General features: G+C 59.8%; 22 protein-coding genes and 1 pseudogene. 8 read left to right on the top strand and 15 right to left on the bottom strand.

Going from position 1 to position 26,778, the window contains the following annotated elements:
* Window positions 1-30: 30 nt before the first annotated feature.
* Window positions 31-1,512 carry a M81 family metallopeptidase gene (locus RTCK_RS19785; RefSeq protein ID WP_142594116.1) on the bottom strand — a complete coding sequence of 494 codons (1,482 nt, stop codon included), beginning with the start codon at window positions 1,510-1,512 and terminating at the stop codon, window positions 31-33.
* A gap of 525 nt (window positions 1,513-2,037) precedes the next feature.
* Window positions 2,038-3,126, bottom strand: a complete 1,089-nt coding sequence (locus RTCK_RS19780) for a D-TA family PLP-dependent enzyme (protein WP_142594114.1) — start codon at window positions 3,124-3,126, stop codon at window positions 2,038-2,040.
* Between the two features lie 187 nt (window positions 3,127-3,313).
* Here RTCK_RS19780 and RTCK_RS19775 point away from each other — a divergent pair, with 187 nt between their 5' ends.
* Together RTCK_RS19775 and RTCK_RS19770 are read left to right on the top strand one after the other, a co-directional pair.
* Entirely contained in the window at window positions 3,314-4,177 is an 864-nt protein-coding gene (locus RTCK_RS19775) for a MurR/RpiR family transcriptional regulator (RefSeq protein WP_142521704.1), read from the top strand.
* Window positions 4,178-4,816: 639 nt separating this feature from the next.
* The gene (locus RTCK_RS19770; protein ID WP_185928071.1) at window positions 4,817-5,938 is read left to right on the top strand and encodes a glycosyltransferase family 87 protein; all 1,122 of its coding nucleotides are present in this window, start codon (window positions 4,817-4,819) and stop codon (window positions 5,936-5,938) included.
* Here RTCK_RS19770 and RTCK_RS19765 read toward each other — a convergent pair.
* The 10 genes from RTCK_RS19765 to RTCK_RS20975 all read right to left on the bottom strand — a co-directional run bounded on the left by RTCK_RS19765 (window position 5,923) and on the right by RTCK_RS20975 (window position 17,246).
* Window positions 5,923-7,506 (bottom strand): hypothetical protein, encoded by a 1,584-nt coding sequence (locus tag RTCK_RS19765; RefSeq protein ID WP_235988770.1) that lies wholly within the window; start codon window positions 7,504-7,506, stop codon window positions 5,923-5,925. The two genes, RTCK_RS19770 and RTCK_RS19765, sit on opposite strands and share 16 nt — an antisense overlap.
* Window positions 7,503-9,071 carry a hypothetical protein gene (locus tag RTCK_RS19760; RefSeq protein WP_235988769.1) on the bottom strand — a complete coding sequence of 523 codons (1,569 nt, stop codon included), beginning with the start codon at window positions 9,069-9,071 and terminating at the stop codon, window positions 7,503-7,505. The genes RTCK_RS19765 and RTCK_RS19760 overlap by 4 nt, the downstream gene beginning before the upstream one ends.
* Window positions 9,068-10,660: a hypothetical protein gene (locus RTCK_RS19755; RefSeq protein WP_142594111.1), complete on the bottom strand. Its 1,593-nt coding sequence runs from the start codon at window positions 10,658-10,660 to the stop codon at window positions 9,068-9,070. The genes RTCK_RS19760 and RTCK_RS19755 overlap by 4 nt, the downstream gene beginning before the upstream one ends.
* Window positions 10,660-11,409 (bottom strand): SDR family oxidoreductase, encoded by a 750-nt coding sequence (locus RTCK_RS19750; protein ID WP_142594109.1) that lies wholly within the window; start codon window positions 11,407-11,409, stop codon window positions 10,660-10,662. Before RTCK_RS19750 ends, RTCK_RS19755 begins: the two co-directional genes overlap by 1 nt.
* Window positions 11,406-12,737, bottom strand: coding sequence for an FAD-binding protein (locus tag RTCK_RS19745; protein ID WP_268963153.1), 1,332 nt, complete (start codon window positions 12,735-12,737; stop codon window positions 11,406-11,408). The genes RTCK_RS19750 and RTCK_RS19745 overlap by 4 nt, the downstream gene beginning before the upstream one ends.
* A gap of 1 nt (window position 12,738) precedes the next feature.
* Entirely contained in the window at window positions 12,739-13,182 is a 444-nt protein-coding gene (locus RTCK_RS19740) for a GtrA family protein (protein WP_142521700.1), read from the bottom strand.
* 7 nt (window positions 13,183-13,189) lie between these two features.
* Window positions 13,190-14,737, bottom strand: coding sequence for a UbiA family prenyltransferase (locus tag RTCK_RS19735; RefSeq protein ID WP_408004577.1), 1,548 nt, complete (start codon window positions 14,735-14,737; stop codon window positions 13,190-13,192).
* A 397-nt stretch (window positions 14,738-15,134) separates the two neighbouring features.
* Window positions 15,135-16,214 carry an MBL fold metallo-hydrolase gene (locus tag RTCK_RS19730; protein WP_235988768.1) on the bottom strand — a complete coding sequence of 360 codons (1,080 nt, stop codon included), beginning with the start codon at window positions 16,212-16,214 and terminating at the stop codon, window positions 15,135-15,137.
* Between the two features lie 115 nt (window positions 16,215-16,329).
* Window positions 16,330-16,971: a LysR substrate-binding domain-containing protein gene (locus RTCK_RS19725; RefSeq protein ID WP_235988767.1), complete on the bottom strand. Its 642-nt coding sequence runs from the start codon at window positions 16,969-16,971 to the stop codon at window positions 16,330-16,332.
* Window positions 16,972-17,027: 56 nt separating this feature from the next.
* Window positions 17,028-17,246, bottom strand: coding sequence for a helix-turn-helix domain-containing protein (locus RTCK_RS20975; RefSeq protein WP_235988766.1), 219 nt, complete (start codon window positions 17,244-17,246; stop codon window positions 17,028-17,030).
* A 232-nt stretch (window positions 17,247-17,478) separates the two neighbouring features.
* Here RTCK_RS20975 and tnpA point away from each other — a divergent pair, with 232 nt between their 5' ends.
* The 3 genes from tnpA to tnpC are packed head-to-tail and all read left to right on the top strand — an operon-like array spanning window position 17,479 to window position 19,934.
* A complete protein-coding gene (tnpA, locus tag RTCK_RS19720; protein WP_142523326.1) occupies window positions 17,479-17,889 on the top strand; it encodes an IS66-like element accessory protein TnpA in 411 nt (136 codons plus the stop codon).
* Entirely contained in the window at window positions 17,886-18,233 is a 348-nt protein-coding gene (gene tnpB / locus RTCK_RS19715; RefSeq protein ID WP_142523325.1) for an IS66 family insertion sequence element accessory protein TnpB, read from the top strand. The genes tnpA and tnpB overlap by 4 nt, the downstream gene beginning before the upstream one ends.
* A 45-nt stretch (window positions 18,234-18,278) precedes the next feature.
* Window positions 18,279-19,934, top strand: coding sequence for an IS66 family transposase (gene tnpC / locus RTCK_RS19710; RefSeq protein ID WP_142523324.1), 1,656 nt, complete (start codon window positions 18,279-18,281; stop codon window positions 19,932-19,934).
* A 91-nt stretch (window positions 19,935-20,025) separates the two neighbouring features.
* Here the strand turns inward: tnpC and RTCK_RS20970 are convergent.
* From RTCK_RS20970 to RTCK_RS19700, 3 genes and pseudogenes are all read right to left on the bottom strand, one after another.
* Window positions 20,026-20,127, bottom strand: a pseudogene (locus RTCK_RS20970) (flavin reductase family protein); the annotation flags it as partial.
* A gap of 156 nt (window positions 20,128-20,283) precedes the next feature.
* Window positions 20,284-20,592, bottom strand: a complete 309-nt coding sequence (locus RTCK_RS21135) for a DUF1127 domain-containing protein (RefSeq protein ID WP_328804014.1) — start codon at window positions 20,590-20,592, stop codon at window positions 20,284-20,286.
* Between the two features lie 845 nt (window positions 20,593-21,437).
* Window positions 21,438-21,800, bottom strand: a complete 363-nt coding sequence (locus RTCK_RS19700) for a VOC family protein (protein WP_142594107.1) — start codon at window positions 21,798-21,800, stop codon at window positions 21,438-21,440.
* An 899-nt stretch (window positions 21,801-22,699) separates the two neighbouring features.
* Between RTCK_RS19700 and RTCK_RS19695 the strand changes: the two genes are divergently transcribed.
* The 3 genes from RTCK_RS19695 (at window position 22,700) to RTCK_RS19685 (ending at window position 26,569) form a co-directional block, all read left to right on the top strand.
* Complete coding sequence (locus RTCK_RS19695; RefSeq protein WP_142594105.1) at window positions 22,700-23,212, top strand: molybdopterin-dependent oxidoreductase; 513 nt, start codon at window positions 22,700-22,702, stop codon at window positions 23,210-23,212.
* 19 nt (window positions 23,213-23,231) lie between these two features.
* A complete protein-coding gene (locus tag RTCK_RS19690; protein ID WP_142594104.1) occupies window positions 23,232-25,583 on the top strand; it encodes a putative bifunctional diguanylate cyclase/phosphodiesterase in 2,352 nt (783 codons plus the stop codon).
* A gap of 125 nt (window positions 25,584-25,708) precedes the next feature.
* Window positions 25,709-26,569, top strand: coding sequence for an alpha/beta fold hydrolase (locus RTCK_RS19685; RefSeq protein ID WP_142521695.1), 861 nt, complete (start codon window positions 25,709-25,711; stop codon window positions 26,567-26,569).
* Window positions 26,570-26,778 lie beyond the last annotated feature (209 nt).

Below are 26,778 nucleotides of genomic sequence, written 5' to 3'. Positions count from 1 at the left end.
TCCCGGCCGTCTTTCCTGCCCGGCCGAAATTCAGGTATCCAGTCCCAGCGGATCAGCGACGCGCGGCCAAAGCTCAAGGCTCGCTTTGCGGTAAGGCGTCGTTGCAGGGTCCGTGGGATAGGAAGTGGGTGCGGCGATATAGATGATCTCGGAGGAGATCGGCTGGAACCCGGCATAGAAGTGGTTCGTCGACTTTATCAGCAGATATGACTTCTCTGAGACGTCCACGCCCTGATTGGTAAAGATGTCGGGCTCGTAGGTCTGCGTCCGGCTGGTGATCAGCAGGATATCGATGTTGGTGCCGATCGGGCGGATGACCGCGGTACTGCCGAGTGTGACGCGGGAATTGCGGAAGCTTTGGCAGCCGGCGTCGAACACCCGTCTCACGGTGACGCGCAGGTCCAGCGGGTCGCCGCCCTCGGGGCCCGACTTGCCGCCGACGCGTAGCGCAAGTTCCGCGCCTTCTCCTGCCGCATGGCAGAAGGAGACGGCAACCGGATCCCATATCGTTGCCACGGCGAAGTCATCCAGTCCACGTTCCATCATGCGGCGAAGGACATGGGTTGCGTCACCGGCAACGCCGCCGCCGGGATTGTCCCAGATATCCGCTATCGTGACCGGCTTGTCGGGATTGGCGGCGCGGATGGCGACCGCCTGGTCGAGACCGATTTCCGTGTCGAACATGGGCATCGCCGTCATCTTGCGCAGGCTGTAAAGTTTGCGGCCGAGCGTCGCGGCCACTTCGTCGCCCTTGGCCCTGTCGTTGTCGGTGACGACGACGATCCGGGTCCCCATGTCCGGCAAATCTCCGGCCATGAAGCCGTGGATGATGGATATCGAAAGAATGCCGTCCTTGCCTTCCATTGCCTTGAGGCGATCCACGAAGGACCGCATTGGCTCGCGGCTGGTCGGGAAAATCGTGATCATCCGGCAATCGAAGGTGGAGATGACGGGTTTGATCCTTCCACGTAGCGCCCTGAGCGCCAGTTCGACGACATGCTCCCCGCGCTCCTCGAAGTCCGTATGCGGGAATTCGAGAAAGGCGGCCATGATGTCCAGATTGGCCACCCGCAGCGCGGTCAAATGGCTGTGCGGGTCGAATTCCGCCGCGATCAGTACGTCCGGTCCGACGATTTCGCGGATGCGGGACAGAAGATCGCCTTCCGGATCGTCATAGCCTTGAGCGGCCATCGCGCCATGCAGACCGAGCACCACTCCGTTGACAGGCAGCGCTGCCCTCAGCTCGGAGAGAATCAGGTCACGCAGCGTCTCGTAGGTGCGGCGCTGGATGAGGCCGGCAGGTTCGGCCCAGCAGGACGTGCCTTCGATGACGGTGAAGCCTTCTTCCCGGCCGCGGCGGCGCAGGATCGGAACGACGGAGGAGCAGAGTGTCGGCGTATCCGGGTGCTCGCCCGGTCCGGCGTAGAACGCCGCCTTGAAGGCATTCATGTCTGTCGGTACGGGGGAGAAGGTGTTCGTCTCGGTCGCCAGCGAGGCGGTGAAAATGCGCATTTAGTCTTATCCGAATACACTCCGGCCTCCGGGCCACCGCTGTCGGGGCTCGCTACCGTCGCCATGTTGTCTTGATGGCCAAATTTCCGATTGCCGACGGACTACATGGCCATCTTTTCAGCCATAGCCGCAGCACTTGGAGATTGAATTCCCGTCTTCCTCAGTTCACCCGCTCACCGTATCGGTGTAATTTATTTTCTTCATAATGCGTCAAAACAGCTTCAAGTCAATGCATCTTTCCACATCGGGGCAAAATCTGTAATTATTTTTCTGCTCTCCCGAAATCCAAGGAAATTTTCAGGAGGTAGAGGTCATTTGAAAATAGCCCTCCCGCAGGTGGAGAAGCATTCCTCTGTATATTCAGAAGCTTCCAACCGGCCGGGGTGTGGCCGTCAGGCTGTCGGGGCGCCGCCCCCATGAAAAAGCGCGCCTGCAGGAGGCGCGCCATTTTCATCATGCTGCCGGCCCCGAAGGGCTCGGCGCTACCCATCGATGGGATGCGACAAAAAATCTACGAGCCAAGCCCTACCAGACCGCGCCGCGCGCATCCACGTTCTCGACCCGCGTGACGCGACCGTTGCGATGAAAGACCATCCGGTCGAAGAGATTGGTGACGACGCAGGTGTGGTTCGGGACCACCTTCACCATGGTGCCGATTTGCGGAAATGGCTTCGTGCACTCCGAAAGATCGACCACCGCATGTTCCTCCGACAGCGATACGATGCGCGCACCCTCGAAACCGTCGATGGCGCCATAGTCGGTGAACCCGAGCAGATCGGAGGTCAGGGCCTTCGAGCCGCAATCCAGCACCGCGCGATCCGCTGCCGGACGAGAAACCACCGTCGCGAGGACATGCATGGCAAGGTCATCCGCGGTGCAATGGCCGGCGCGGACCATGCTGCGGTCGTTATAGACATAGGTGCCGGCCCGATGTTCGGTGGCGGACGGTACGAGATGGGCGGCAAAGAGATCCGGCGAACCGCCACTGGAGCGGACGGGGCAGTCGATCCCCTTTTGCGACAGGAGCATCATGGTGCGGGCCAGGAAGGCCTCGACCTCTGCCGCGCCGCCCACGGCCGGATAGGTCATGATGCCGCCGAAACGCAGGCCGGCTACCGAGGCGATCTGTTCGGCAAGAGCGACCGCCGCCTCCGGCGTCTGGACGCCGCAGCGCCTGGCGCCCGTATCGCATTCGACCAGGACCGTCAGCGGACGACCGGCCTCGAAGGTCGAGGCGAGGCCGGCAACGGTGACCTCGCTGTCGGCGACGACCGCAAGCCTTGCAATCCTTGCATTGAGTGCCTTCAACCGCGAGAGCTTGGCCGACCCCAGGATGTTGTAGGTGATCAGGATGTCGTCGAACCCGGCATCAGCAAAGACTTCCGCTTCGGTCACCTTCTGGCAGTTGATGCCGACCGCGCCGGCGTCAACCTGCTGGCGGGCGACGGCGGCGATCTTGTGGGTCTTGATATGAGGCCGGAATGCTTTGCCGTGTTGATCGCAATAGGCCTGAACGCGGGCGATGTTGGCGGCCATGCGATCCTCGTCAATGACCGGCATAGGGGTTGCAACCTGTTCAAGCGGCGTGCCGGCTTCGGGCCAGGGATAGCTCATGATTGGACCTCGTTGGGAAAGATGCGCCGAGTGATGAGCGTATCGCGGCGCAGAAGGATTACTTATATTTTCGCGAGAGGGGCAAGTTTCGTTGATGCTTGCCCCCATTATGGTATCAAAAAGTCAGACAGTGAAATTCATTTTCACAAGCACTTCATTTTTTGCACTGACCAATAGGGATAGCCGGATGGACCTGTTTCACGCTCTTTCCGACGAGGATGGCCGGCTCTCGGGCCTGGAGGCCAGGCTCGCGCAATTCGCGCTGGAGAACGTGGATTTCGTCGTCAACGCGTCCATTGTGGAACTGGCGGAGCGTGCTGGTGTCTCGCCACCGACGGTCACCCGTTTCTGCCGGCGGTTGGGCTGCCAGGGCTATTCCGACTTCAAGGTGCGGCTCGCCAAGCTCGCTTACGTCGGCCTGCGCTATCTCAAGCCAGAGGCGCCGACCGCGACCGCCGAGGAGGTGGCGCACGATATCGTCTCGAAAGCACAGAACGCGCTTTTCGAATTGCATCGCCAGCTCGACCTCCGGACCATCGAAAAGGCGGCGCAGGTCCTGCGGACCGCCGATTTCATCCAGGCCTTCGGCGCCAGCGGCAACTCGGCGATGATCGTCAATGAGCTGCACAATCGCCTGTTCCGTCTCGGCTGCCGCATAAATGCTTCCAACGATCACGGCATGAACCTGATGCTATCGGCTGCTGCGCAGCCCGGAACGGTGGTGTTCGGGTCGTCGTTCACCGGCCGGGACATGGAACTGGTCCATTGCCTGGAGCTTCTGAGGCAGAATGCCATTCCGACTATCGTGATGACTCAGGCCGGCTCGCCGGTCGCAATGGCCGCAGATCTGGTGATCGCGATCGAGATGCCCGAGGGCAAGAACATATTCAGACCGACATCCACCCGCTACGCCTATCTGGCTGCGATCGACATCCTAGCCAACATGGTTGCCTATGCCGATCGCAACAAGGCACTCAAATCGCTACGCAGCATCAAGGAGGAACTGGTGCGCAACCGCGATGGCGACGACCGCCAGCTTCTTGGGGACTAGAATCTCGCACGTTCCGTCTAGTTCAACTCGATTTGATCCGGTGAGGCATCTCCACGATCAGGTTTGGTCTGCCGCGGTCCAGGCCGCAAAATAGAGCCCTCGGAGACACCAGGAGCGAGAGCCTCACAAGCGGCGCGGCAAGATCGACCATGTCCGACGCCCCTCCCGAATGCTTGGGCGCAATGGCACGGTGTTTTCCCGCAAGCTGTGAGCCTGGACCATCAGCTTCTTGGCTCAGGGTGGCAGACCCTGACGTTGATCAGGCCCAAGCTTCAGTTCGACGGCGCCGTGGTTGCGGGAGGCGACGTTTCTGTAGCCGCAGGCGGTGCTGTTGGAGCGCCTGCATCACCCGCAGGTTCATCGGATGTCGGCATCATGAACATGACGATTAGAAGAATCACAACTATCACGCCGATGCCAATTAGGACGTTCCGGTTCATAGGAGCTTCTCCAGCCTTCGGTAGTGAGGCACTTTCGAACCTGCGAGAGCCGCCAAGGTTCCGCTGGCCTTTAATAGTTCCATAGCGGTCGCAACTAAGGGGACCCTCGTTTGTTCAGCGTGGTGAGCAAAAAGCGCTCATCGAGAGGGCAAGACGGATGTATTCAAGGCAGCTTCCTCAAACGGATGAGGCGCAGCGAGTGTTGCGGCTGGCTGTGGCTCTTGGGTTTGCCGCGCTTGGCGTGTGGGCGATCAACTTCGAATATCCTCGCGTGATGTCCGATCATGGGCTCTGGGACTTCGGCGCCTTTGTCGCGTCGGGGCGCGCCGCGGCGAGCGGTCTAGATCCCTACGGTGTCTACCCGCCCCTGACTCCCCACGTGGTTTTCCCTGGTTTCGAGGCATGGAACCCCAACCTCAACCCGCCGATCTCGGCGCTTCTGTTCCAGGTCTTCGACATTGCGGATCCCGCGACATCGCTCCGGCTATGGTGGGTCATTTCCCTCGTCTGCCACCTTGGCGCTGTGCTTCTGCTGCTGCGTCGCTATAGCGGGGGAGTGGAGGCGGTGCTGCTTGGAATATGGGCTTTCGCGCTGGCGGGATTCTGGGACACGCTCTACCTTGGTCAGATCTATACGCCGCTCGTCTTGGCAACGGTCGGAGCCTGGCTCTCGCTGGAGCGCGGAAAGTTCCTCCAGGCAGGCATCCTGATCGGCCTGCTCATCTCGATGAAGCCGAACTTCCTGGTCTGGCCAGTGCTGCTTTTCCTGGCGGGTTATTCGAAGCCAGTCTGGATAGCGGCCGCCACTGCCGCCGTCGTGGCTGCCATTCCTCTGGCCGTCTTCGGCCCCCAGATCTATGTGGACTGGTTGACGCTCGTGGCATCGGATGGCGAACGGGCCTGGTTTCTCACCAATGCATCCTTCGCAGGTCTGGCATCGCGCGCTGGACTGCCCATGCTTGGCACCGTACTTGGCGCGCTTCTTCTACTCTCCCTTGCGGCATGGGCCTACTGGCGGCGACCGCAACTGATGGATATCAGCAGCTTTGCTCTTGTAGCGGCGCTCCTCGCTTCGCCGCTCGGCTGGATCCACTATACGCTATTTCTGCTTCCGGTGCTCCTCCACCACTGGCACAGGCCGTGGACATGGCCTGTCGCTGTTGCATTCACCATACCCGTGCCATTGGTGTTGGGGCAGTTCGGGAAACCGGCTCTGGTTCAAGCGACCATTGGTTCAGTCTATGGTTGGTCGCTTGTCCTGCTTCTCCTAGGTCTCGTAGCCCAGGAGGCTTCACATCACGCTGCTCAGCGTCGCCGGTAGATGATCCAGTGCGACGTTTCTGACACCAAGACATACCGCTCTGTGATATAGGCGCCGTAGACCTCCCGCATTCCGCCAGCGGTATAGATTTCGATCGGCGACTTGGGGTCCATGATAAACTCGGCATCTGCGAATATTACCTCCGGGGCGGGGAAGTGACTGCGGTCGATGGTCCGGCCCCAGTGATACCAAGGGCTATCTCCGGCGGGCGGATCGAGATCCATACCGGCGGAAAAGGGATTGACGAAATCGAGAACTGCCACCCGCTCGACCGGCCCACCAAGTGCCGTCAAGGCAGCCGCTCCATCGGCCATCGACGCATTGTAGCGACGGAAGAAGTCGTACTGCCCCCGGCTCCACATCGGGACGAGACGAATACCTTCGAACGCCGGAAGTGCCAGTTGTTCGCCTTTCCCGGAGACGGCATAGACGGGGTGCAGGGTAAGGCTGATCGCATGGCTGACAGTCGGCGGCAGGATCAGCGCCCCCAGAAGCAGCGGCAGTCCCCGGGCCCATCGCTGCTGGACAGTGCAGCCCTGCGGACGCAACAGCAGTTCGGCTATCACTGCAGCGCCCGCGCCTAGCGTCAGGATTCCCACGATCTGGAAGTTCTGTTCGATGATCAGCAGACCGCTTGCCACGCAGAAGCCGACGAACAGGATGTCCCGAAGGCGCCTGCGAAGAAGGAGCAGGAGGCCGGCAAATATGCCGAAGACGGTGATGTCCGCCAGGTTCTTCAGGATAACATCCGCCATGTCGCGCAATGTTGGCAGATCGCCACTGACGCTGCCGGCAAGGCGCAGGTCTTCAAGATGGCTGGAACTTCCTTGCCACAAAAGTTCGATGATTCCGACGGAGACGAGCACCATTGCCAGTGCCATGGCGCTCCAGGGGAACTGGCGACGGTCGAGTAGCATGAACGTCAGGAACGACATTGCCATCAGGCCGTAGGTGATTTTGGTATAGAGCATCAACAGCGAAAGAACTGCCGCACAAAGGGCATCGACAACCTGCCGCCGCGGCTGGTCCGGTTGCCGCGGCAGGTACATCACCAGAAGAAGGCCGAGTGCTGCCCAGCCGATGCGGTTGTAAAACATGGCAAAGGAGAGCTCGCCGATCCATTCACCGGGATTAACAGGAACGGCAGCGGCCAGAAGCAGGAAAACCGCGAGCGGCAGCCCTAGCGACGTGCGCATGCGGGTTGCGATGACCTCGGACGCGATCAGGGCAAGCAGGAGAACCACCAGCGCCATGCCGGCTGGCATGGCGCCGCTCAATGTGCCGGAAATGCCGTAGCCGGCCGCCGGGATGTAGAAGGCGAGGGGACCGAGCGAGCTATGGAAATCGATGTTCGGAACCTGCCCTGACCAGATCCGATGCGCCCCATCCAGGAAGATGAAGAGATCATTGACGTACTTCGTCGTCACTGTCTCACCCGGCAGACTCAGCACCGCCGCCAGGATGATGCCGATGAAGAGGATGACAAATCGCAGCCTTAGGGCTGGCCGCCATTTCGAGTGTCGTGCCGCCTTTGATGAGGCCGCTGTGGCTGTCTCGCTGGAAGTCACCGAGCTGCGCCTCCTGTCTCCCGTTTACGGTAGACGATCCACGTGTCGCTCTCTTTCAGGAGAATGAACTTGCCGGAGATAAAGGGGCCGTAGATCTGCTGCAACGGGATGCTGTTGATTCCGACCTTCGGGACCATGACGATCTCTGCATCCGCGAAAAGGGTTTCGGGAGCAAGATGCCATTCCCCATTGATATTCCTGCCCCAGTGCATCCAGGCGCTGTCCCCGTTCGGCGGGCGGAGACCAAGCCCGGCCGAGAACGGATTGACGAAATCCAGGACCACGACCCGTTCTGCCTGCGGCGAGAGCGACTGCAGCAGCCTGGCTCCGTCGGCGATGCTTTCGTGATAGCGGTTCATGAACGCCCCGGGCGACGCTCCGGGCGCGACAAGCCTGAAGTCTTCCAGTTTCGGCAAGCCCAGTGGCGTCCCGGCATTGATCATTGCAAGCCGCGCATGAAGGGTGAGCACCGATGCATGGTGAACGATTGGGGGGAGCAGGAGGAAGGCGAGAAGCAGCGGCATGCCCGTGCCCCCCAAGGTCTCGGGAGCTCCATTGCCGATCCCTCGGGAGCGAAGCCGGCAGGCGCTTTCGGTCGCCACTGCCGCACCGAAGTAAAGTGAAATGATACCCCATCCATGGGCATTCTGATTGAGTATCAAGATGCCGGAAACAGCACAGAAGCCGTAGAACAGCAGGTCGCGGACATTGCGGGTCTGCCACAGCATGACAGAGACCGCGATCGCGAAGACAGTCAGGTCAGCAAGGTTATGGAGCGCCGAGCGGACGAGGGCGATGAGACTTCTTCCCCCGCTCACCCGTGCCGCAGCCGTCAGATCCTCGATATACTGCCATGAGCCGCGCCATGCGAATTCGACGACGGCGGCGCCCGCCACCGCCAACAGCAGGCTCCCAACAACCCAGTTGCGTTGGTGCCGATCAGACAGCATGAAGAGAAGGAAGGCGAGGGACACAAGCGCATAAGTAGCCTTGGTGTAGAACTGCAGCAGGAGGAGAACAGCTGCTGCCGCGGCGTCTGCGAGATCGCCAGCAGGTGTCGCCTTCCGCGGTTTCACGTACATTACGAGGAGAAGCCCTAGCGCCACCCACCCGATGCGGTTGTAGAACATGGCGAAGGAAAGAAGCGAGACGGGACTTCCAAGATTGGTCGGGGCGGCCAGGATGACGATCAGAAATCCGCCGAGAGCCACGGCGATTGGCGTGCGCAACCGGGACTGCAGGATGCGGATGGTGGGGGCGAGGAGAGCCACCAGGAGCGCGGCCATGCCGACAGGCATGGCCGCCCCGAAATTGCCGCTCAGGAAGTATCCAACGGCCGGGATATAGAAAACCAGCGGCCCAAGCGCCGTGTGGAAGTCGCGGTTCGGCAGTTGACCCCAGGCAATGCGATGGGCGCCATCGAGGAAGATCAGGACATCATTCGTGAAGGCCGCAGTGACTGTCCGGCCGGGCAAAGCTAGCATCGCCGCGCAGACAAGAGCGATCGTCAGGAGGCCGGTTGCGGTGGCGTTGGACCGCAGATATCCGCCGACGGCGCCGGTCACTTCGAGCCTGCATCCGGCAGATTGCGGCGGAACAGCATCCAGTGCTGGCTTTCCTCTACTTTGGAAAAATTCGATCTCACGTATGCGAGATATTCGGCGGCAGGACCGACCGGCGCGTCGCCGGGATTACGAAAGATGACGGTGTCGGCGCCGGCGAGATTTTGGGCGGGACGTGCGATATCGGCATCGCCGATATTTTGCCAACGAAGGTCGGTCAAGCCCGTAGTGGAGGGTGACAGACCCAGCGCCGCGCTGAAAACGTCCACTGAACCCGCAACAGCGAGCCTCCCGAGAGGCTCATTCCGCCCTTTAAGAAGAGACAGCCCTTCCTCCACTGTCGACAGGTATCGTTGGCCACCGCCGAAATCGCCAGTCGTCCAAAGATCGGTGAGACGGATGTTCGACATGCGAGGGACTTCGATCGCCTGGCCGCCCCGCAGGGTGGCGGCGCCGGCGTGTAGGACCAGCGCCATTCCACAATGGAGGATGGTCGGCAGCATGAAGGCCAGGAAGTAGAGCTTCACGCCGCTCCTGTTGAGGAAGGGGCCTTCGCCAGCTTCCGAAGGTTTTTCCATCTCACGCAAGAGTCGCTCGGCCGCAACGGCGGCGGCTGCGTGAATGGAGATAACTCCCCATCGCTGGATGTTGTGGCTCAGCAGCCATACGCCGGCGATGCTGCAGAAGAGGAAGAAGGCGAGGTCTCGCAGCCTCCACCGGCGCCATAGCGCCAGGCTTGCCAGAAGCGCTAAGAGCAGCAGGTCGGCAAGATGTGCCACGCCGGCCTGCATCACCTTCTGCGGAGCGCTTCCCAGGACGCCTGCTTCCTGTATCTCCCGCCAAACATCGCGGACATAGATCGAAGACCCTCCCCACAAGAGCTCCACCACTCCGACAGTGGTGGCGACCAGGAGAACCGCGAGAGCCGCCCAGTTCCGCTGCCGGCTATCGGTGATCATGAAGAGGAGGAAGGCGAGCGCCACAAAACCATAGGTCAGGCGCAGATAGATCATCATGATCGTGAGGATTGCTGCGCAGACCGCATCCGCCAGCATCTGGTGGCGGATGGCGCTACGGGGAGTGAGGTACAGGAGGAGCAGGAGCGCGAGCGCCACCCAGCCGATCCGGTTGTAGAACATGGAAAACGAGAGAGCCGTCACTGCCTCCCCGAGGTTCATCGGGGCCGCGAGGATGAGAAGCAGGAATGCAGCAAACACGACGGCCAGGAAGGGGTGCAGGCGAGAGGCCAGAACGTGGGCGGCGAGCCCGGTCATGCAAGCTGTGAACAACGCCATCATCAGAGGCATCGCCGCTCCGAAGCTGCCCGTGAGGGCATAGCCTGCAGCCGGCCCGTAATACGTGAGTGGGCCAAGGGTCGTGTGGAAGTCCAGGCTTGGAATCTGCCCCATCAGGACGCGATGGACCCCGTCGATCACCAGGAACAGCTCATCGACAGACTTGGTCGCGATAGTAACGCCTGGCAAGGCAAGCAGCACGGCACAGGCCACGCCGATTGCCAGGATCAAGCCCCTGTAAGAGAGCAGAGGCTTCCCTCTCGCCTCCGCCGCATTGTCGCGGGCGAACGCGACCATCACAGCTTCAACCTCTTGAAGAGCGGTTCGGGAATGGAGCGGATCACGGCCATGAGCGGCCACCAGACGCTGCGCACGTAGATAATGTCACGACTTGTCTTTTCTTCGGCAGCGGTGAAGATCGCGGCCGCAACCTCGTTCGGCTCCGCAGTCAGCAGTCCCGGCAGCTTCATTCCGGCAGTCATCTGCGTGCGCACGAAGCCCGGCTTGACGGTGACCACCCGGACACCCGTCTGGGCGAGCCTGTTCCGCAGGCCCGAAAGGAATGCGGTGAAGCCGGCCTTCGCTGCTCCGTAGACGTAGTTCGACGCCCTGCCTCGATCTCCCGCCACGGAGCTGATGCCGACGATGGTCCCGGATCCACGTGGACTGAATCGATCGGCAATGATGCCGAGAAGCAGCGCCGGCCCCTCGAAATTGGTTCGCATGACCATGCTTGCGTGCTGGATTTCCTTTTCTGCGCGAACCTGCTCTCCAAGCTCTCCCACCACGCACACCACCGTGTCGGGCAAGACAGGCAGGCGTCCCACAAAATCCTCGAAGCGTTCGCTGTCCAGGATATCCAGGCGATGAACGGAGACCTGGCCCCCGCTTCGCGTGCCGATGTCGTCCGCCTCCCGCTGCACCGCCTCAAGGTTGCGGCCGGCAAGCTGTACGTCCCAGCCCGCCGTGGCATAGGTGAGTGCCGTCGCCCGTCCGATATCGGATGTGGCTCCCACCAGGAGGACGCTCTTGCCAGTTTTCGTCATATACCAAGCCTTGTTGCGAGACGGGAGGCGAAGCGGGCATCCCCACCGGTTGCGCGGCGAATATCCTTGAACGAGGCCAGCCGCGGATAACCAGCCTCGAATGTCTGACGTGACTGTCGCGCGTCCTTAGCCAGATAGAGCCGCCCACCCGCATCGACAATGACCTTGTCGATCTCCTCCAACAAAGGGAAAACATCCTCGGTGACGGGAAGGTCGAGCGCAAGCGTGTAGCCAGGCATCGGGAAGGAAAGGAGACCGGCTCCAACCCCCAGTTTCTTGAGCACCGCAAGAAACGAGCCCTTGCCGGAGTCGGCAATCCGCTGAAGGATTTGTCCAAGCACCGGTAGCGCGTTCGCCTCCGGCACGACGCACTGGTGCTGCAGAAAGCCGCTCCTGCCATAGAGACGGTTCCATTCTTGGATACCATCTAGCGGGAAGAAGTGGGGGTTCCAGTGAACAAGCGAAGGAGCTGCCGACTTTCGCGCTCCAAGCCGATAATAGGCCTCGTTGAAGACCGATACACTTGTACGATTGAGGGTCCAGGCGGGAAAGTCCATCGGCAGGGAGAGCCTGGCCTTCTTCGGCGGTGGGAACAGCTCCTTCTCGGCCTTGTGCGCGAGCACCTGCTCGCGCGTAGCATGCTCGCCGGCGAAGATCAGGGAACGTCCCAGAGACGCGCCGCGCGCGAGGCAGTCGATCCACGCCACGCTGTAGGAAGTCTCATCCGCGGCCTGCAATGCAGCCAGGGCCTCCTCCAGGTTCTGTGCGACGATGGTCTCCTGGTGGATCCACCCGGTTTCGATCCGCCTCATGTGGAAGGATGCTTCGGTGATGATGCCCGTGAGTCCCATCCCGCCGATCGTGGCGAAGAAGAGTTCGGCATTCTCGTCCCGGCTGCAGGTGAGGACGCTCCCATCGGCGATGAGAAGCCTCAGGGACACGACATGGGCGCCGAACCCGCCGTCCCGGTGATGGTTCTTGCCATGAACGTCCGAAGCGATCATGCCGCCAACGGTCACGAACTTGGTTCCTGGTACGACGGGGGAGAAGTAGCCGCGGGGGATGAAAGCTTCGAGGATGTCGGAGAGCATCGCGCCCGCCTCCACGGTCAGCAGGCCCGTTTGGGGATCGAAGCTCTTCATCCGCCCGATCCCGCGGCACATGAGCGTGGCGACGTCCCCCAGTGCCGCATCGCCATAGGATCGGCCGTTGCCTCGCGCAATCAGGCCGTATCGCCCGGCCACGACGTCAGCCGCATCCGCAGGCTTTTGGCAGTCCAGCACCTCGCTCACAAGCCGGGGGTACCGTCCCCAACCCTCCAGAATCATTTCAAGCCCCTTCCCCGCGGAACACGAACCTGCGGTCGAGGGCGTATTTGGACACATAGCCGATGGCCAGGCCAAGTGCTCCACCGGCATATTTGGCGAAATTCGTGCCCCAAATGGTCCAGAAGGTTATCTCGAACCCCCAGAAGATGGCCGTGGTGAGTACGCTGAACAGGCCGTAGAGGACGACCTTTCTCGCCTCGCTCCTGTGAGACCTGTAGTCGTCGAAAAAGATCCATTTCTTGTCAAGAACATACTTCACGACAAAGCCGGCGATCGTCCCGACCAGGATCGACAGCATCAATGGATGGCGCGGCAATGTTTGGACCGTCATCTCCTGAGCCAGGAAATTGACCGCAGTGGCTATGACGGCAAAGGCGATATAGCGGATCGCAATGGAAATCCGTCGCCACTCCGCTGGCGAGGCAGCTTGCACTAGCTTTTCCATCGGCAGCTCACATCGCGCCTACCATGAACGCGCTGACGGCGCCGAGGCTGATCAGGCTGACCTTGTCCTTCAGCGCAAAGACCACGGGATCATCATGCATTTGCCCTCGATGCGCCAGCATCAGCACTCTCGCAATCCAGTAGGTTAGTATGGGTGCAACGAGCCATAGGATCTCCGGCCGAGTGTAGAGTGACCGGACGTCCTCGCTGGAGATGTAGAGGGAGAAAAGGGTAAGGGCATTGACTCCGGCGGCGGCCGCCAAGGCACCCACCATACCCACGTCGTCATTGCGGTAGTCCCGGCTCTTGGAGTCGGGAAGGTTTGCCTCCTTGCGGGCGAGGAGTTCCACATACCGCTTTACGAGAGCCAGCGACAGGAACCAACTCATCATGAAGGCGAGGAGCCAGGGGGACACGGCAACCGACAAGGCAACGGCACCGCCGATTACGCGCGTGGTATAGAGACCCGCCAGCGCCACAACGTCCAGGATCATCTTTCGCTTGAGGAAGAAGGAGTAGGCAGTGGTGAGGGCGAAATAACCTGCCAGAACCGCGAGGAAGGGAGTGGATATGAAGGCCGCTGAGACGAAGGCCAGGCATAGAAGCAGCGGGATTGCCATCAGCGCGTAGGACAGCGGGATATCGCCGCACGCCAGCGGCCTGCGACACTTGGTGCGATGGGCCCGATCATCCTGCAAATCGACAAGATCGTTCAGGAGATAGACGCTTGACGCACAAAGAGAAAAGGCAATCGCTGCAAGCAGGACCTGCCAGACGCTTGCCCATGCGAAGAGGTGGTTGGCGAGCAGCGGTACGAAGACCAGCCCGTTCTTCGCGTACTGATGAACCCTGAGCATGCGCGCCCAGGTTCGCCAGGTCGGCCGGTCGTGCGCGAGGTGCTCCACGTCACGGCATTCACCGGAAAGTTGCCGCGCAACCTTCGCCGGCGTTCGGATGGCATAGGCTGTTGCGGCACGCCGCCAGACGGGCAGGTCCGCGCGGTCGTTTCCGATATAGTCGAAGCCACCCTCGCCGAACGCCCCCACCAGTATTTCGGCCTTGACCTCGCCGGCACAGTTCGTGGTCGCGTCGGTAGCAAACCAGCCAGTGAAGAGGCCAAGATGCTCTGCAACAGCGGAAACCAGCCGCTCGTGGCTGGCCGATGCCAGATAGACGGCTCTGCCCTGCTGAGACGCCTGCTGGATGATCTTCAGGACTTCGGGATCATAGGGAAGCACCGCCGGATCGAAGTCGCGCGGCTCGGAGAGCCGGTGCTTCAGATTTGCTTTTCCCTTCCCCAACGCCCGAACCATCTCAACGATTGCGTGCGGCCGATGGCTGAGCTCGGAGAAGGCGCATTCGATCAAAAGATCCGATCGAATGAGCGTACCATCGAGATCAACGACAAGTGGGCGTCCCTCTTGATCGTCTGGATGCTGCGGTGATGTCAGCCTGTCGAGGGCTATTGCCTGGCGTCTGAGTGCCCAGCGATTCCGACCGCTCCAATACTTGTATTGAATAGCCGGCTGTAGAAGGCCGTCCTGAAGTTCGCTCACGTGACGCCTTTCATAGCTCAGGGAAAGGGTTCTGCGGTGTGCTGAACTAGAGGTGTAGAGGATTAGTTCCCATATTGGTGGTTTCGTTCAAGATAGGCTGCTGCGGGCTGACCCCTACGAGATGCCAAGCGGCTCGACTACGCCCCAGCCGATCTCGCCCATGCCTGGGTCTTTTCGTCCTTGATCCGTGACGGGGGCCAGCTAACCAAGGGCATACGGCCTGATGGAGCAGACGGACGTTTCGATCTGAAGTGCGTCCGTCTGTTCTTTGATAGGGTTCGTCGCACCGGCTCAGGAGGCTGAAGCCCTGGTCGCGCCATGCCAATCTCGGTTGATCCGAAACGATGGTTCGATTTCACCGCCATCGGGCCGAATCGCGGTGTCACTTGTACAGGCTCTATTGGCCGGCGCGGTTACGATATTCGACCGGGTGCCAGGAGAACGATCCCGCTCCTTCAGCGCGTATATAGCCGATGCCAGGGAAGGGTAGATGGGGTGCGCCGACGAGTTCGCGGCGGCCGGCCAGATCAGCAAAAGTTTCCTTGCGCACCGTTGCCGCGTTTTCTGGCTTGACGTCGTAGACAATCGTTACGTCAGGCTCGGGAAACTGAATCGCTGCAACATGGATCACATCGCCGATGAAGGTGATCGACCGGCTCTTGCTCGTAACGGTGAAGAAGGCGCTGCCCGGCGTGTGGCCAGGGTGCAGAGTGGTCGTGATCCCTGGGAGAATTTCGTCCCCATCGCCGAAGGTCTTCACCTTTCCAAGCTCTTCATAGACTCCGATCGTCTTCGCCGCCTCATCGAAATACTGTTCCGCATATCCCGTCTTCCCGGCATTCGACGGATCGAGGAAGAAGCTCAGATCCGGGGCGCCGACGTGGACGATGGCATTGGGGAACGCCGGCAGACCGTTGCGGACCAAGCCGCCAGTGTGGTCCGTGTGAATATGCGTGATCAGAATGTCGGTTACGTCGCCCGCCTTCACGCCGACGTTCGCCAGGCTGTCGAGGAGCTTGCCGCCATTTCCGGGTCCAAAAAGATCGCCCGAGCCGGTATCGACGAGAATGGTGTGCCTCGCGTCCTGGATCAGAAAGGCGTTGATCGATGCTTCGACAGGGTTCGCAAGGAATTCCTTGTCCAGCAGATCATCCGTATGGGCGTGAGAGGTTCCGGTCAGCAGTTCATGAAGGTCCTGAGGCACGGTCCCATCTGAAAGAGCCGTGATCTGGAGATCGCCAAGAGGGAAGGAATAGCTGTCGGCTACCTGCTGGTAGCTTGCTGCCGGAGATGTGCTGTCTGCTGCGCAAACGGGGGCGGAAGCCCCGATCGACAGGGCTATTAGGGTTGAAAGGAAAACGGATCTGGCAGTTACCATGTTATTCATTCTCGTTCTTTGACGATTAAAATTCTTGTCGGACGGCCCCGCGCCCAGGTCTTGCTTCAGCAAATGAAGGGAAGACGGATTGTCGCTCATAGATGTGGATCTGCTGGCAATTCTTGGGCCGCGCAAAAGGTCGCAGTTTGCGTTACAGAAGGCCAATTCCCATTGGCGATGCCACCTATCGCGAAGACCGATGGCGAGATGGGGCTCAGACGCTTCCAAGGGCGGCTTCGGCCACAATCGACCGCAGCCACCGATGGGCAGGGTCCGCTGCCATCTTCGGATGCCAGAAATACTTCAAAGCGAACTTGCCGAGGTCTACCGGCGGCACGAAGAGGGCAAGGCTGTGGGTAAAACGCTCCAGCAACGGCCTGGGCAAGGTACAGAGACAGTCCGTGGCCGCAACAACGAGAGGGGCGAGTGCATAGCTCTGAACGGACACTGCAACCCTTCGGCTTCGGCCCTGCTCAGCCAGAACACGGTCGATGACGCCGGAGAACATGTCACCATGGGTCGAGATCAACAGATGGTCGAGCGAGCAGAATTCATCGAGAGATAGAGGGCCGCTTCCACGAGGGTGGCCGATCCGTTGAGCGGTGACCAGTTCGTCCTCGAACAGGTTTCGACCGATCAGATCCTGTGGCGCGTCATTTGCAGCGCCTATGTAGAGATCGACATCGCCGCGCTCCAGATGCTCTCCAACTGTCGCTCTGTCCGGAAAGACGAAGGCGACTCTGACGCCAGGCGCTCGCTTGTGAATAAGAGGAAGCAGATCGGGAGCGATGATGGCCGCGGGATTGTCAGAAGCGGCGATCCTGAAGGTCCGATCGCTCGCGGAAGGATCGAACACGTGAGCCTTCTGACCAAACTGCTTCAAGCGTTCGAGAAGCTGATCCAGTTCCGGCTTCAGTGCCAGGGCATGGGCGTCGCTGTTACGCCGCGGCCCGCCGAAGCCGGAAGAAACAACGGGTCATTCAGGATCTGCCGAAGCTTGTTCAGTCGACCCGACAAGGCAGACTGGGTAATGTTCAGCTCGGCCGCCGCACGAGTGACGTTTCCCTCTCGCAAGAGTGCTTCCAGCGCGAGCAGAAGATTGATGTCCAGTTCGCCCACACGCTGAACCAAATCAGGCTCCTGATTTCATCTAAGGAGATCAACGTAGCGGATTCTCCGGCGCCTTTCCAAGGCGAAAGACCAAGCCCTCGAATAGGAGCGCTGGATGATAGCCATCATGGATCTCCTAGAGGTTCTGCTGCTAAGCTGTGCTTACATGTAAGGCGTAAGCCCACGGTGAAGGCCGTCTTGCGATGATGGGCTGCGGACTGTCAGTCCTAGTGCTAGCACTAGGAGTAGCCATATGACGAAGCATCCGATTGAAGTCATCACGTCTGTGGAGCGGCGTCGGCGCTGGTCTCGGGAGGAGAAGGAGCGGCTCGTTGCTGCCTGCTTTGAACCTGACGCTGTCATTTCGGAGGTAGCCCGCGCAGCCGGTATTCATGTCAGTCAGCTCTTCCGTTGGCGCAAAGAGTTGTGCCAGATCGTGGAGCCGATGACCGAGGCGGCAACCACTTTGGTGCCGGTGATTGTGTCTGAGGCTGCCCCGGCAGCCTTGCCCGTTCCATCTGATCCGCCCACCATGTCCCATCCCCGGCGAAAGCGCAGCGATGTCACCATAGAGCTAGGCCGTGGTCGTCGTGTCCGCGTGGACAGCGACATCGACACGGAGGCGCTCGGTCGCATTCTCGACTGTGTGCTGGGTCGGCGATGATCCCTGTTCCTGGTGGTGTGAAGGTCTGGTTGGCGACCGGCCATACGGACATGCGCAAGGGCTTTCCCGGTCTGTCGCTGATGGTGCAAGAGACACTGAAGCGCGATCCGATGTGCGGGCACCTGTTCGTGTTCCGCGGGCGTGGCGGCGGTCTGATCAAGGTCATTTGGCACGATGGCCAGGGAGCTTGCTTGTTCACGAAGAAGCTGGAGCGTGGACGCTTTATATGGCCGTCGGTGGCCGATGGTACGGTGGTAATTACGCCTGGACAGCTCGGTTATCTGCTGGAGGGTATCGACTGGCGAATGCCGCAAAAGACCTGGCGACCAACATCAGTCGGATGAGCAAAAACGCTGGAATGGCGGGGGCGAATATGATTCCATCAGCCCATGAACGATGCGGCTGAACAGCTTCCTGACGACCTTGCCAGCGCACTTGCGGCCTTGGCGGCGGAGCGTGCCCGACGCATTACGGCCGAGGCCGAGGCAGCGACCGCCAAGGCAGAGGCCGCCAGCGCGAAGGCGCTCGTGTCGCACTCCGAGGCGCTGATCGCGCGGTTGAAGCTGGAGATCGAGAAAGTCCGCCGGGAGCTTTATGGCAGTCGCTCCGAGCGCAAAGCGCGGCTTCTCGAACAGATGGAACTGCAGCTCGAGGAGCTGGAGGCTGATGCTGGTGAAGATGAATTGGCGGCGGAGATCGCAGCCAATGCCTCGACCGTCAGGGCCTTCGAGCGAAAGCGACCATCACGCAAGCCGTTTCCCGAGCATCTCCCGCGCGAACGTGTCGTCATTGCTGCTCCGACAAACTGCTCCTGCTGCGGCTCGGCCAAACTGTCGAAGCTCGGTGAGGATATCACAGAGACACTGGAGGTCATCCCTCGTCAGTGGAAGGTCATTCAGACCGTGCGGGAGAAGTTCTCCTGCCGCGAATGCGAGAAGATCACCCAACCGCCAGCACCCTTCCATGTGACGCCGCGCGGTTTTGCCGGACCAAACCTTCTGGCGATGATCCTGTTCGAGAAGTTCGCCCAGCATCAGCCGCTCAATCGCCAAAGCGAACGCTATGCCCGCGAGGGCGTCGACCTCAGCCTATCGACGCTGGCCGACCAGGTCGGCGCGTGCGCCGCAGCCCTGAAGCCCATCCATTCGCTGATCGAGGCCCATGTCCTGGCCGCCGAGCGGCTGCATGGCGACGACACGACCGTGCCGATCCTGGCGAAGGGAAAGACCGATACGGGCCGCATCTGGACCTATGTCCGGGATGATCGGCCGTTTGGCGGGCTGTCGCCGCCTGCGGCACTGTTCTACTCATCGCGAGACCGGCGACAGGAGCATCCCGAACGCCACCTGAAGACCTTCTCCGGCATTCTGCAGGCGGATGCCTATAGCGGCTACAATCCGCTGTTCAAAGTAGGTCGCGATCCCGCGCCTCTGCGCCAAGCACTCTGCTGGGCACATTCACGCCGCAAGTTCTTCGTGCTGGCCGACATCGCCGCGAACGCCAAACGTGGCAGCAAAGCTGCGCCGATCTCGCCAATGGCATTGGAGGCCGTCAAACGGATCGATGCCCTGTTCGATATCGAACGGGAGATCAACGGTCTTGCCGACGAGCAGCGTCTGGAGCGCCGCCGCAAAGACAGCCAGCCACTCGCCGAAGAGCTGCATGATTGGCTCCAAACCGAGCGGGCAAAACTGTCGCGCAGTTCTCCCGTCGCCGAGGCTATAGATTACATGCTCAAGCGATGGGATGGCTTTACGTCATTCCTCGATGACGGTCGGATTTGCCTGACGAACAATGCTGCCGAACGAGCGCTCAGAGGCTTTGCACTCGGCAGGAAGTCATGGCTGTTTGCCGGATCGGATCGTGGTGCTGAACGTGCGGCGTTCATGGCGACACTGATCATGAGCGCCAAGCTCAATGACATTGACCCGCAGGCCTGGCTTACCGACGTCCTCGCCAACATTGCGGACATGCCGATCAGCAGGCTGGAGCAATTGCTGCCGTGGAACTGGACACCCAAGACGTCGAGTGCTCAGGCTGCATGACCTGCGGCCTTCGCCGGATGCTTACTGTAAGGCTGCTAGCTGCGGCGATGGTCGGAGAGGTCGGTTGTGAGCGGACGCCTTCAGGCGCCGCTCACGGGAGATGACGCCACTTGGCCATCCGGTCCCTGAGATCGAGCGTCCCGCCGTCGATTATAAAGCTACCGTCACCACGATGATGCAAGGTCCGGCGCTCAGGATTCAGTGTCGCGCCAACCTCAGGCGACTGTTCCTCAGTTAGGCTCCGAAAGCCCGTTGGCGTTCAGCCGATATTCAAAACACCGCGAAAGCGACAATCATAAGCCCCAGAAGGCCTACTGCCAGAACGGCCTTAGCGACGGCGTCCATGTCATCAAGCCGCCTTCAAGTGTGACTTGGCGATGACGTCGGCCTGGTCCTGGTCTCGCTCTATCTGCTCAGGATCAAGTCCTGTATCGACATGCTCGGTGGCGAACATGCCCTCCACGATCTTTGGAATGTCGTAGCGCGAAATGCCGATGTCCTCCAACTGCTGATTGGACAGCCGTGAGAGCGCGTTGAACGCGCGGTTTCGCTGCCAGCGACGCATGGTGCGCAAGAACAGTTGCGCCACCGTGATCCTGGGCCTCTTTTCGAACTGTCCCGATTGCATTGGTGCTGGCATTGGCTTGGTTGCGGACATAGTGGTTCCTCCTTCAGTATCGCTCGCCCAGGCACCACCGGCGCGCCTGGCGAACTGAGAATAGGCAGCCGCCTAGCTAGCCTTTGGGAGGCGGAAGACGGCATCTGATTTGGAGAGTTCCCCGATGCGGCTGGCTGACACGCCTGAGCCGCTCGGGGCTACGGACGCGTGAGGAGGGACGCCGAGACGACCAGGTACTTCTTGTGATTACTTAAGGTTGTCATACGTCTTATATGGGGTTCGGGAGCATTGAATGCAACCGGCACCCGATCTCTTTCCCACACTGAAGGCTGATCGCCCGCCTTGCAGAGGTTGGCCCTGAGCCGCGAAGGCGCATTAAATGCGACTCTGAACTTCGCCCGAATGGCTTGGTTGCCAAGACCCAATCTCCTACGGCATGTCGCCTCCGGATGGTCTTTTAGGGTAGGGGTCGCCGGGTTCTGACTCCTTGAACGCTCCGCAGCGCTTCGAGCGCTACGTCATCTCGGCGCCTACCCCATTCGATTTTTGTGATTGCAAGCGTCTCTCTACCGACGCCGCATCTGTTATCAAACCGACTCACCGACGCTTGCCGCCGTTATCGAACAGCGGGGTTGGACGCTCCCGACGACCATTGATCGCGTCTACAGTTCATCGTTGGCTCAAGCCAAGCTTGGCTGGCGCCCGCGATTCAGTTTTGAGGAAGTGTTTGCGCAAATGAAAAGACGGAGCCTGGAAGTTTTACCCCCGAGCCCAGCCAGCAACATGAAGTCGGATAGGTCATGTCCTAAGCTGTCAGCTGTCATCCACTTCGTGAGATCAAGCGTGCGGGGGCCTGGCGTATTCTATGCCGCGATGACAGTCGCTCATCTATTTCCCGCCGGCTCCCACAATTCGACTGGATTACCTTCGGGATCATGAATCCGAGCGAAACGACCTACCTCCGAGTTCCATTCATCCCTGGTTTCCACGGAAATCCCACTTGCAGTCAGACTCGCAACAAGTCCATCGAGATCATCAACCCGGAAATTGATCATCCATTGCTGCTCCTTCCGACCAAAATATTCAGTCTCCTTCGAGAAAGGACCGAATATCGTCATCCCCGCCTCCTGCTGCCATACCGACTTGTGGAGGTCGTCGATGCCAAGATGCTTCTGATACCACTCGGCCACAGTAGCTGGGTTCGTTGCCCTAAAAAATACACCGCCAATTCCAACGGCTTTTGGCATGGACTTCTCCAATCTTGAATAGAACGATGCAATCCGCCGGTAAATTGGAATAGGCGATACTAGCCCCTATTCTCGCATGGCGCATCACATCACATGTGCCCGATTTGAGGTCATAGAAGCGGGCATTGCTGCTAGGCGGCTTAGGCCGCCGGTCCGGACATGGCTGCGGCCAGGGCTCTCACGGCCGCCGCGTGAGCCGGTGTGGTAGCACGGGAAAGAAGAACAATCTCCGACATCGGCAGCGGCGGAAGCCCCAGTTCTGGCCCGCGATCTGGCAGCCCGCGCGCGCAGATGTCTCCCATTGGCGCCGGCCCCGGCAAGGAGCCCTTCGTGCTGTGCCGCACAGCTTCCGGCGATGAAGGCGTCCGCCAATTGACGGCGGCCTTTCGTAGTTCGCTCACGGCAATCTCGCGAACGCCACAGTCCGAGCCCAACGACGCTAGGTATAGGGGTGTTGGAGCGTGGCCGCCAGTCTGCAACTGCCCGCCGACCAAGTCGATCAACGCGCAGTACCTCCCCTTGCGTGCCTCCGCCGTTTCGCCGGATGATGGCGGCGTCCGCGGCACCCGAAGCGAAGTTCGCCTTCGCCTGACTGGAAAGTCGACAGTTACCTCGACAATAGCGTTGGGTGGAAGCGCGGGGCGCACCGCTCGGATGGCTGGCCGACCCATTATCCTCAAGCTCAGTGCCGGACAGGTCAGCGAGCACAAATGTGCGGGCACGGTGATCGACCGACTGCCCGTCGCAGCACATGCGCCAACAACGCTTCAGACAAGCCCAACATCCTGGTCTTGTCCAGCGGCGATCAGAAGGCCCTCAAAAACGTGTCATTATCTGTTTGTTTAAGGTGTTGCTGAAATAATCTTGGTCCGGTTCGTGGGTTGATGTAGGGTTTTGGGATGCGCAGTTTGATTTTCAACTTCTTGGTCGCATCTTTCGCAGTTCTGGTTTCCTCGGCATCCGTGCTTGCAGCGGATCTCGAACCGCCACGAGGAAAACCAATCTTGACCATCTCGGGCGCAATAAAGGTGACGAACATCGGCGCCGAAGCGGTGTTTGACCGCGATATGCTGGAGGCGCAGGGTACAGAAACTGTCATTACCAAAACACCCTGGTTTGACGGCGTGAGCGAGTTCTCCGGAGTACGACTGGACAGACTAATGGAACTGGTCGGAGCGCAAGGTCAGGCAGTCACTGCGACTGCGTTGAACGACTATGTCACCACAATCCCGATCGAGGATTTCAGCAGATACCGGGTCATTCTCGCCTTGAAGCGCGACGGGAAGTATATGTCGGTTCGCGAGAAAGGACCGCTCTTTATCATCTACCCTTTCGACAGCGACCCCGCTCTGCGGACGCAAGTCTATTTCGGACGGGCAGCCTGGCAAGTTGCCAAACTGGCGGTCGAGTAACCCGTCCGGAAACGAAGCCATGGCCCCCAAGGTTCTTCAGAGAATACTCGCTGCCATCGCCCTTCTCTTGATGCTGGCTTCTGGGTTCACCTCGCTCGTGATCTTTCAGCGGCAAACCGCGCTGCAAACAATTTCCCGCTACAATGCAGCCTGGACGGTCAGTCAAGCGGCGGCCGAATTCCTGGATCTGGAACGGACCTTGGCGTTCTTTGCCCTCCCCCAAAGCGGCACCACCTTTGAAGATGTCCAGCTACGGCTCGACATAATGTTCAGTCGGCTCGATATCTTTGAGCCTGGAACAGCAGCGGAGTTCGGGGAAGGCAGGAGTGTTAGGCAGTTCGTCAGAGCCCATCCTAGCAACGAACGTACGATCGAGGCACTCCGGTCGGCTCTTGAAACCGTTGATAGCTTGATCCTTCGAGACGGTGCTTCCCTCAATGTCGCTGAGGCGCTTCAAGTACTGGCGCCACTCAATGCTGAGGTGACCGGACTGACATCCCGAGCCGCTGCTTTTGGTGCCGACCTCGCGGGGGAGGATCACCGTGAATTGGCTCGCCTCCACCTTGTCTTTTCTGGGCTTACGTCCGGCCTCATTGTCTGTGGCATCCTTTTGATTTTACTGCTGTGGCGACAGAACAAGCATGTGCGCGAGGCGCATGAAGATCTGCAGACAACATCAGACAAGCTCAACGACGCGCATCGAAAGCTGATCGTGCAGAACCAACGTTTCGATGCCGCCCTTAACAGCATGTCCCAGGCTTTGTGCACCTGTGACGGAGACGGCCGCCTGATCGTCTTCAACGACCAATTTGCAGGCCTCCTGGGAGCGGCGCCAAAGGATCTGGTTGGCACGGTTTTGAAAGATGCTATTGCATCGGCCAAACACCGGTCACAGCCTTCAGTCCTGGAGACTCTTCTGAGCGAGCAGGCGAGATTCATCGAGGGCAGAAGCAAGGGCAGCTTTACGCTTGATCTTCCAGATCACAGAGCTTTTGCCGTGTCGCATGAACCGATCGCCGATGGTGGATGGCTCGCGACCTACGAGGACGTAAGCGAGCGAAGGCAGGCAGAAGCGCGAATAATCCATATGGCACACCACGATGCCCTCACTGACTTGCCAAATCGGCTCCTTGTACGAAAGGCATTGCTGGAGCGATGTGCAGAACCTGTCTCTGAAAATAGTGCCGATATCCTCCTGCTCGACCTGGATGGTTTCAAGGAAGTCAACGATACACTGGGCCACGATGTCGGCGATCAGATGCTTAATGAAGTCGCTCGACGGCTTCGCTCTTGCGTCGATGAAGATCACCTCATAGGCCGCCTGGGAGGCGACGAGTTTGTGATTTTGCTGCCGTCGGGCTCCACGCCTGAACAGGCTACCGAGGTTGCCGGAGATATCCAGGCCTCCATTGCGGAACCTTTTCATATTGAGGGGCGAAACATCGTTGTAAGCGCGAGTATCGGTATCGCCGGCCACACGGGGATACATTGCGCTGCTGATGAGATGCTCAAGCATGCAGATCTGGCAATGTATCAGTCAAAGGCGGATGGCAAAGGCCGCATTACTCACTTCTCACAAGACATGGAGCAACGGCTGCTCGAGCGGAAAGCCCTCGAATCGGATCTTCGGGAAGCCCTGTCGCGAAATCACCTGGAGGTTCATTACCAGTCCCTGCACAACAGCCACTCGCGGAAGATCGAGGGCTTCGAAGCCTTGGTTCGCTGGAAGCGTCACGGTCTCCACACAGTATCTCCGGCTGAATTCATCCCTGTCGCAGAACGCCTGGGGCTGATTGACGAGCTCGGTAATTGGGTTCTGCGCGAAGCCTGTCGAGAAGCAGCTACCTGGCCGTCAGATTTAACGATCGCCGTGAATTTGTCGCCGGTGCAGTTCCGCACGGACAAGATCGTGCAAGGCGTTCTTCGGGCTTTGTCCGATACCGGTCTTGCTCCCCATCGCCTGGAGCTTGAGATAACAGAGTCTGTCCTGCTCGAGGCCAGCGCAGCCACGCTCTCCACCCTCCACCAGTTGCGCCAGCTCGGGGTCCGCATAGCGCTTGACGATTTCGGTACGGGGTATTCTTCGCTTAGCTACTTAACGAGATTTCCCTTTGACAAGATCAAGATCGATCGAGGCTTCGTCACTGATATATCTACGAGAGCGAGCGCCTTGTCCGTGATCGAAATGATCGTCCAGCTCAGCAACAAGTTGGGAATGATCACGACTGCTGAAGGCGTGGAGAACGAGGAACAACTGAGGACCCTCCAAGCAGTGGGGTGTACACAAGTGCAAGGCTATCTTCTTGCACGCCCTCGGCCTGCCGAGGATCTGCTGGTCAAGGAACAGCGAGCTCAAGGCGCCTCACATTAGGAGCCGACATCGGCGGCTCGAGATAGCGTCGCTGTTGATACCATTGAGCCACCTGACGCGGCCTGATGGTTTCACGAGAAGCATAGGACACCGGATCCAATCTAACGACAACCGCGTTAGCTGCCATGATTTCGGAACAGCTCACTCATGACTACGTCAACGCTGGGGGCATTCGGCTTCATGTCGTTCAGGCTGGGCCGGATGACGGCAAGCCCGTTATTCTGCTGCACGGCTTTCCCGACTTCTGGATAGGTTGGCGACGCCAGATCGACGCCCTTGTTTCCGCCGGCTACAAGGTAATTGTTCCTGACCAGAGAGGCTGTAACACCAGCGACAAACCCAGGGGCGTCAGGGAGTACGCGCTGGGCAAGCTCGTCGGCGATGTGGTTGGATTGGCCGACGCCCTCGGCCTCGAGCGCTTTCACCTGGTTGGCCATGACTGGGGCGGCATGGTTACATGGGCCGCCGGAGAAATGGTGCCCGACAGATTGGAGAGACTTGTCATCCTGAATGCGCCGCATCCCGAGGTGCTGCTTGCCCATGCGATGCGATCTCCGACGCAGTTCCTGCGCAGCAGCTATGCAGCTTTCTTCCAGTTCCCCTGGCTTCCTGAAGCTGTCCTTGGTGCGAATCGCTCTTCCATGCTGGCGGGGGCATTGAGAAGATCCAGCAGGAAAGGCGCCTTCAAAGAAGAGGAAATAGCTGATTATCGGCAGGCTTGGGAGCAGCCGCAAGCCCTTACCAGCATGCTCAACTGGTATCGCGCCCTGCGCCTTCGCCCCGCCCTGAACGCCCGGATAACTGTGCCCACGCTTATCCTATGGGGAATGCAGGACCAGGCGCTGGAATATGGACTGGCTGAGCGAAGCCTGGCGCTTTGTGACCGTGGGCACCTGAAGGCCTTTCAGAAGGCGACGCATTGGGTCCAACGTGAGGAAAGCAGCTCGGTGAATGCAGCGCTTCTGGCGTTTCTGGAGGACGGATGAGGCAATGCTTTGTTGTGTTCAAGCCACAGCCATGTTCAGCGTCGCGCGGCTCAAGCGAAGCGCGTTAGTACCTCCCACTGTCCGAGCGCAGCATGGCATTCAACCCGCAGTATCTCCTCAAGAACGGAGGCCGTCCATTCAATTTTGCGCCTATGCCTCTTGTCGACCAGAGATCTTGAGGCAGGTACCAAGCCGTCGATCGCAAGCTT

Source organism: Pseudorhizobium endolithicum (assembly GCF_902153245.2).
GTDB lineage: Bacteria > Pseudomonadota > Alphaproteobacteria > Rhizobiales > Rhizobiaceae > Neorhizobium > Neorhizobium endolithicum.
Note: the sequence above shows the minus strand (reverse complement) of the source record. Positions and strands in the feature narration are given on the sequence as shown.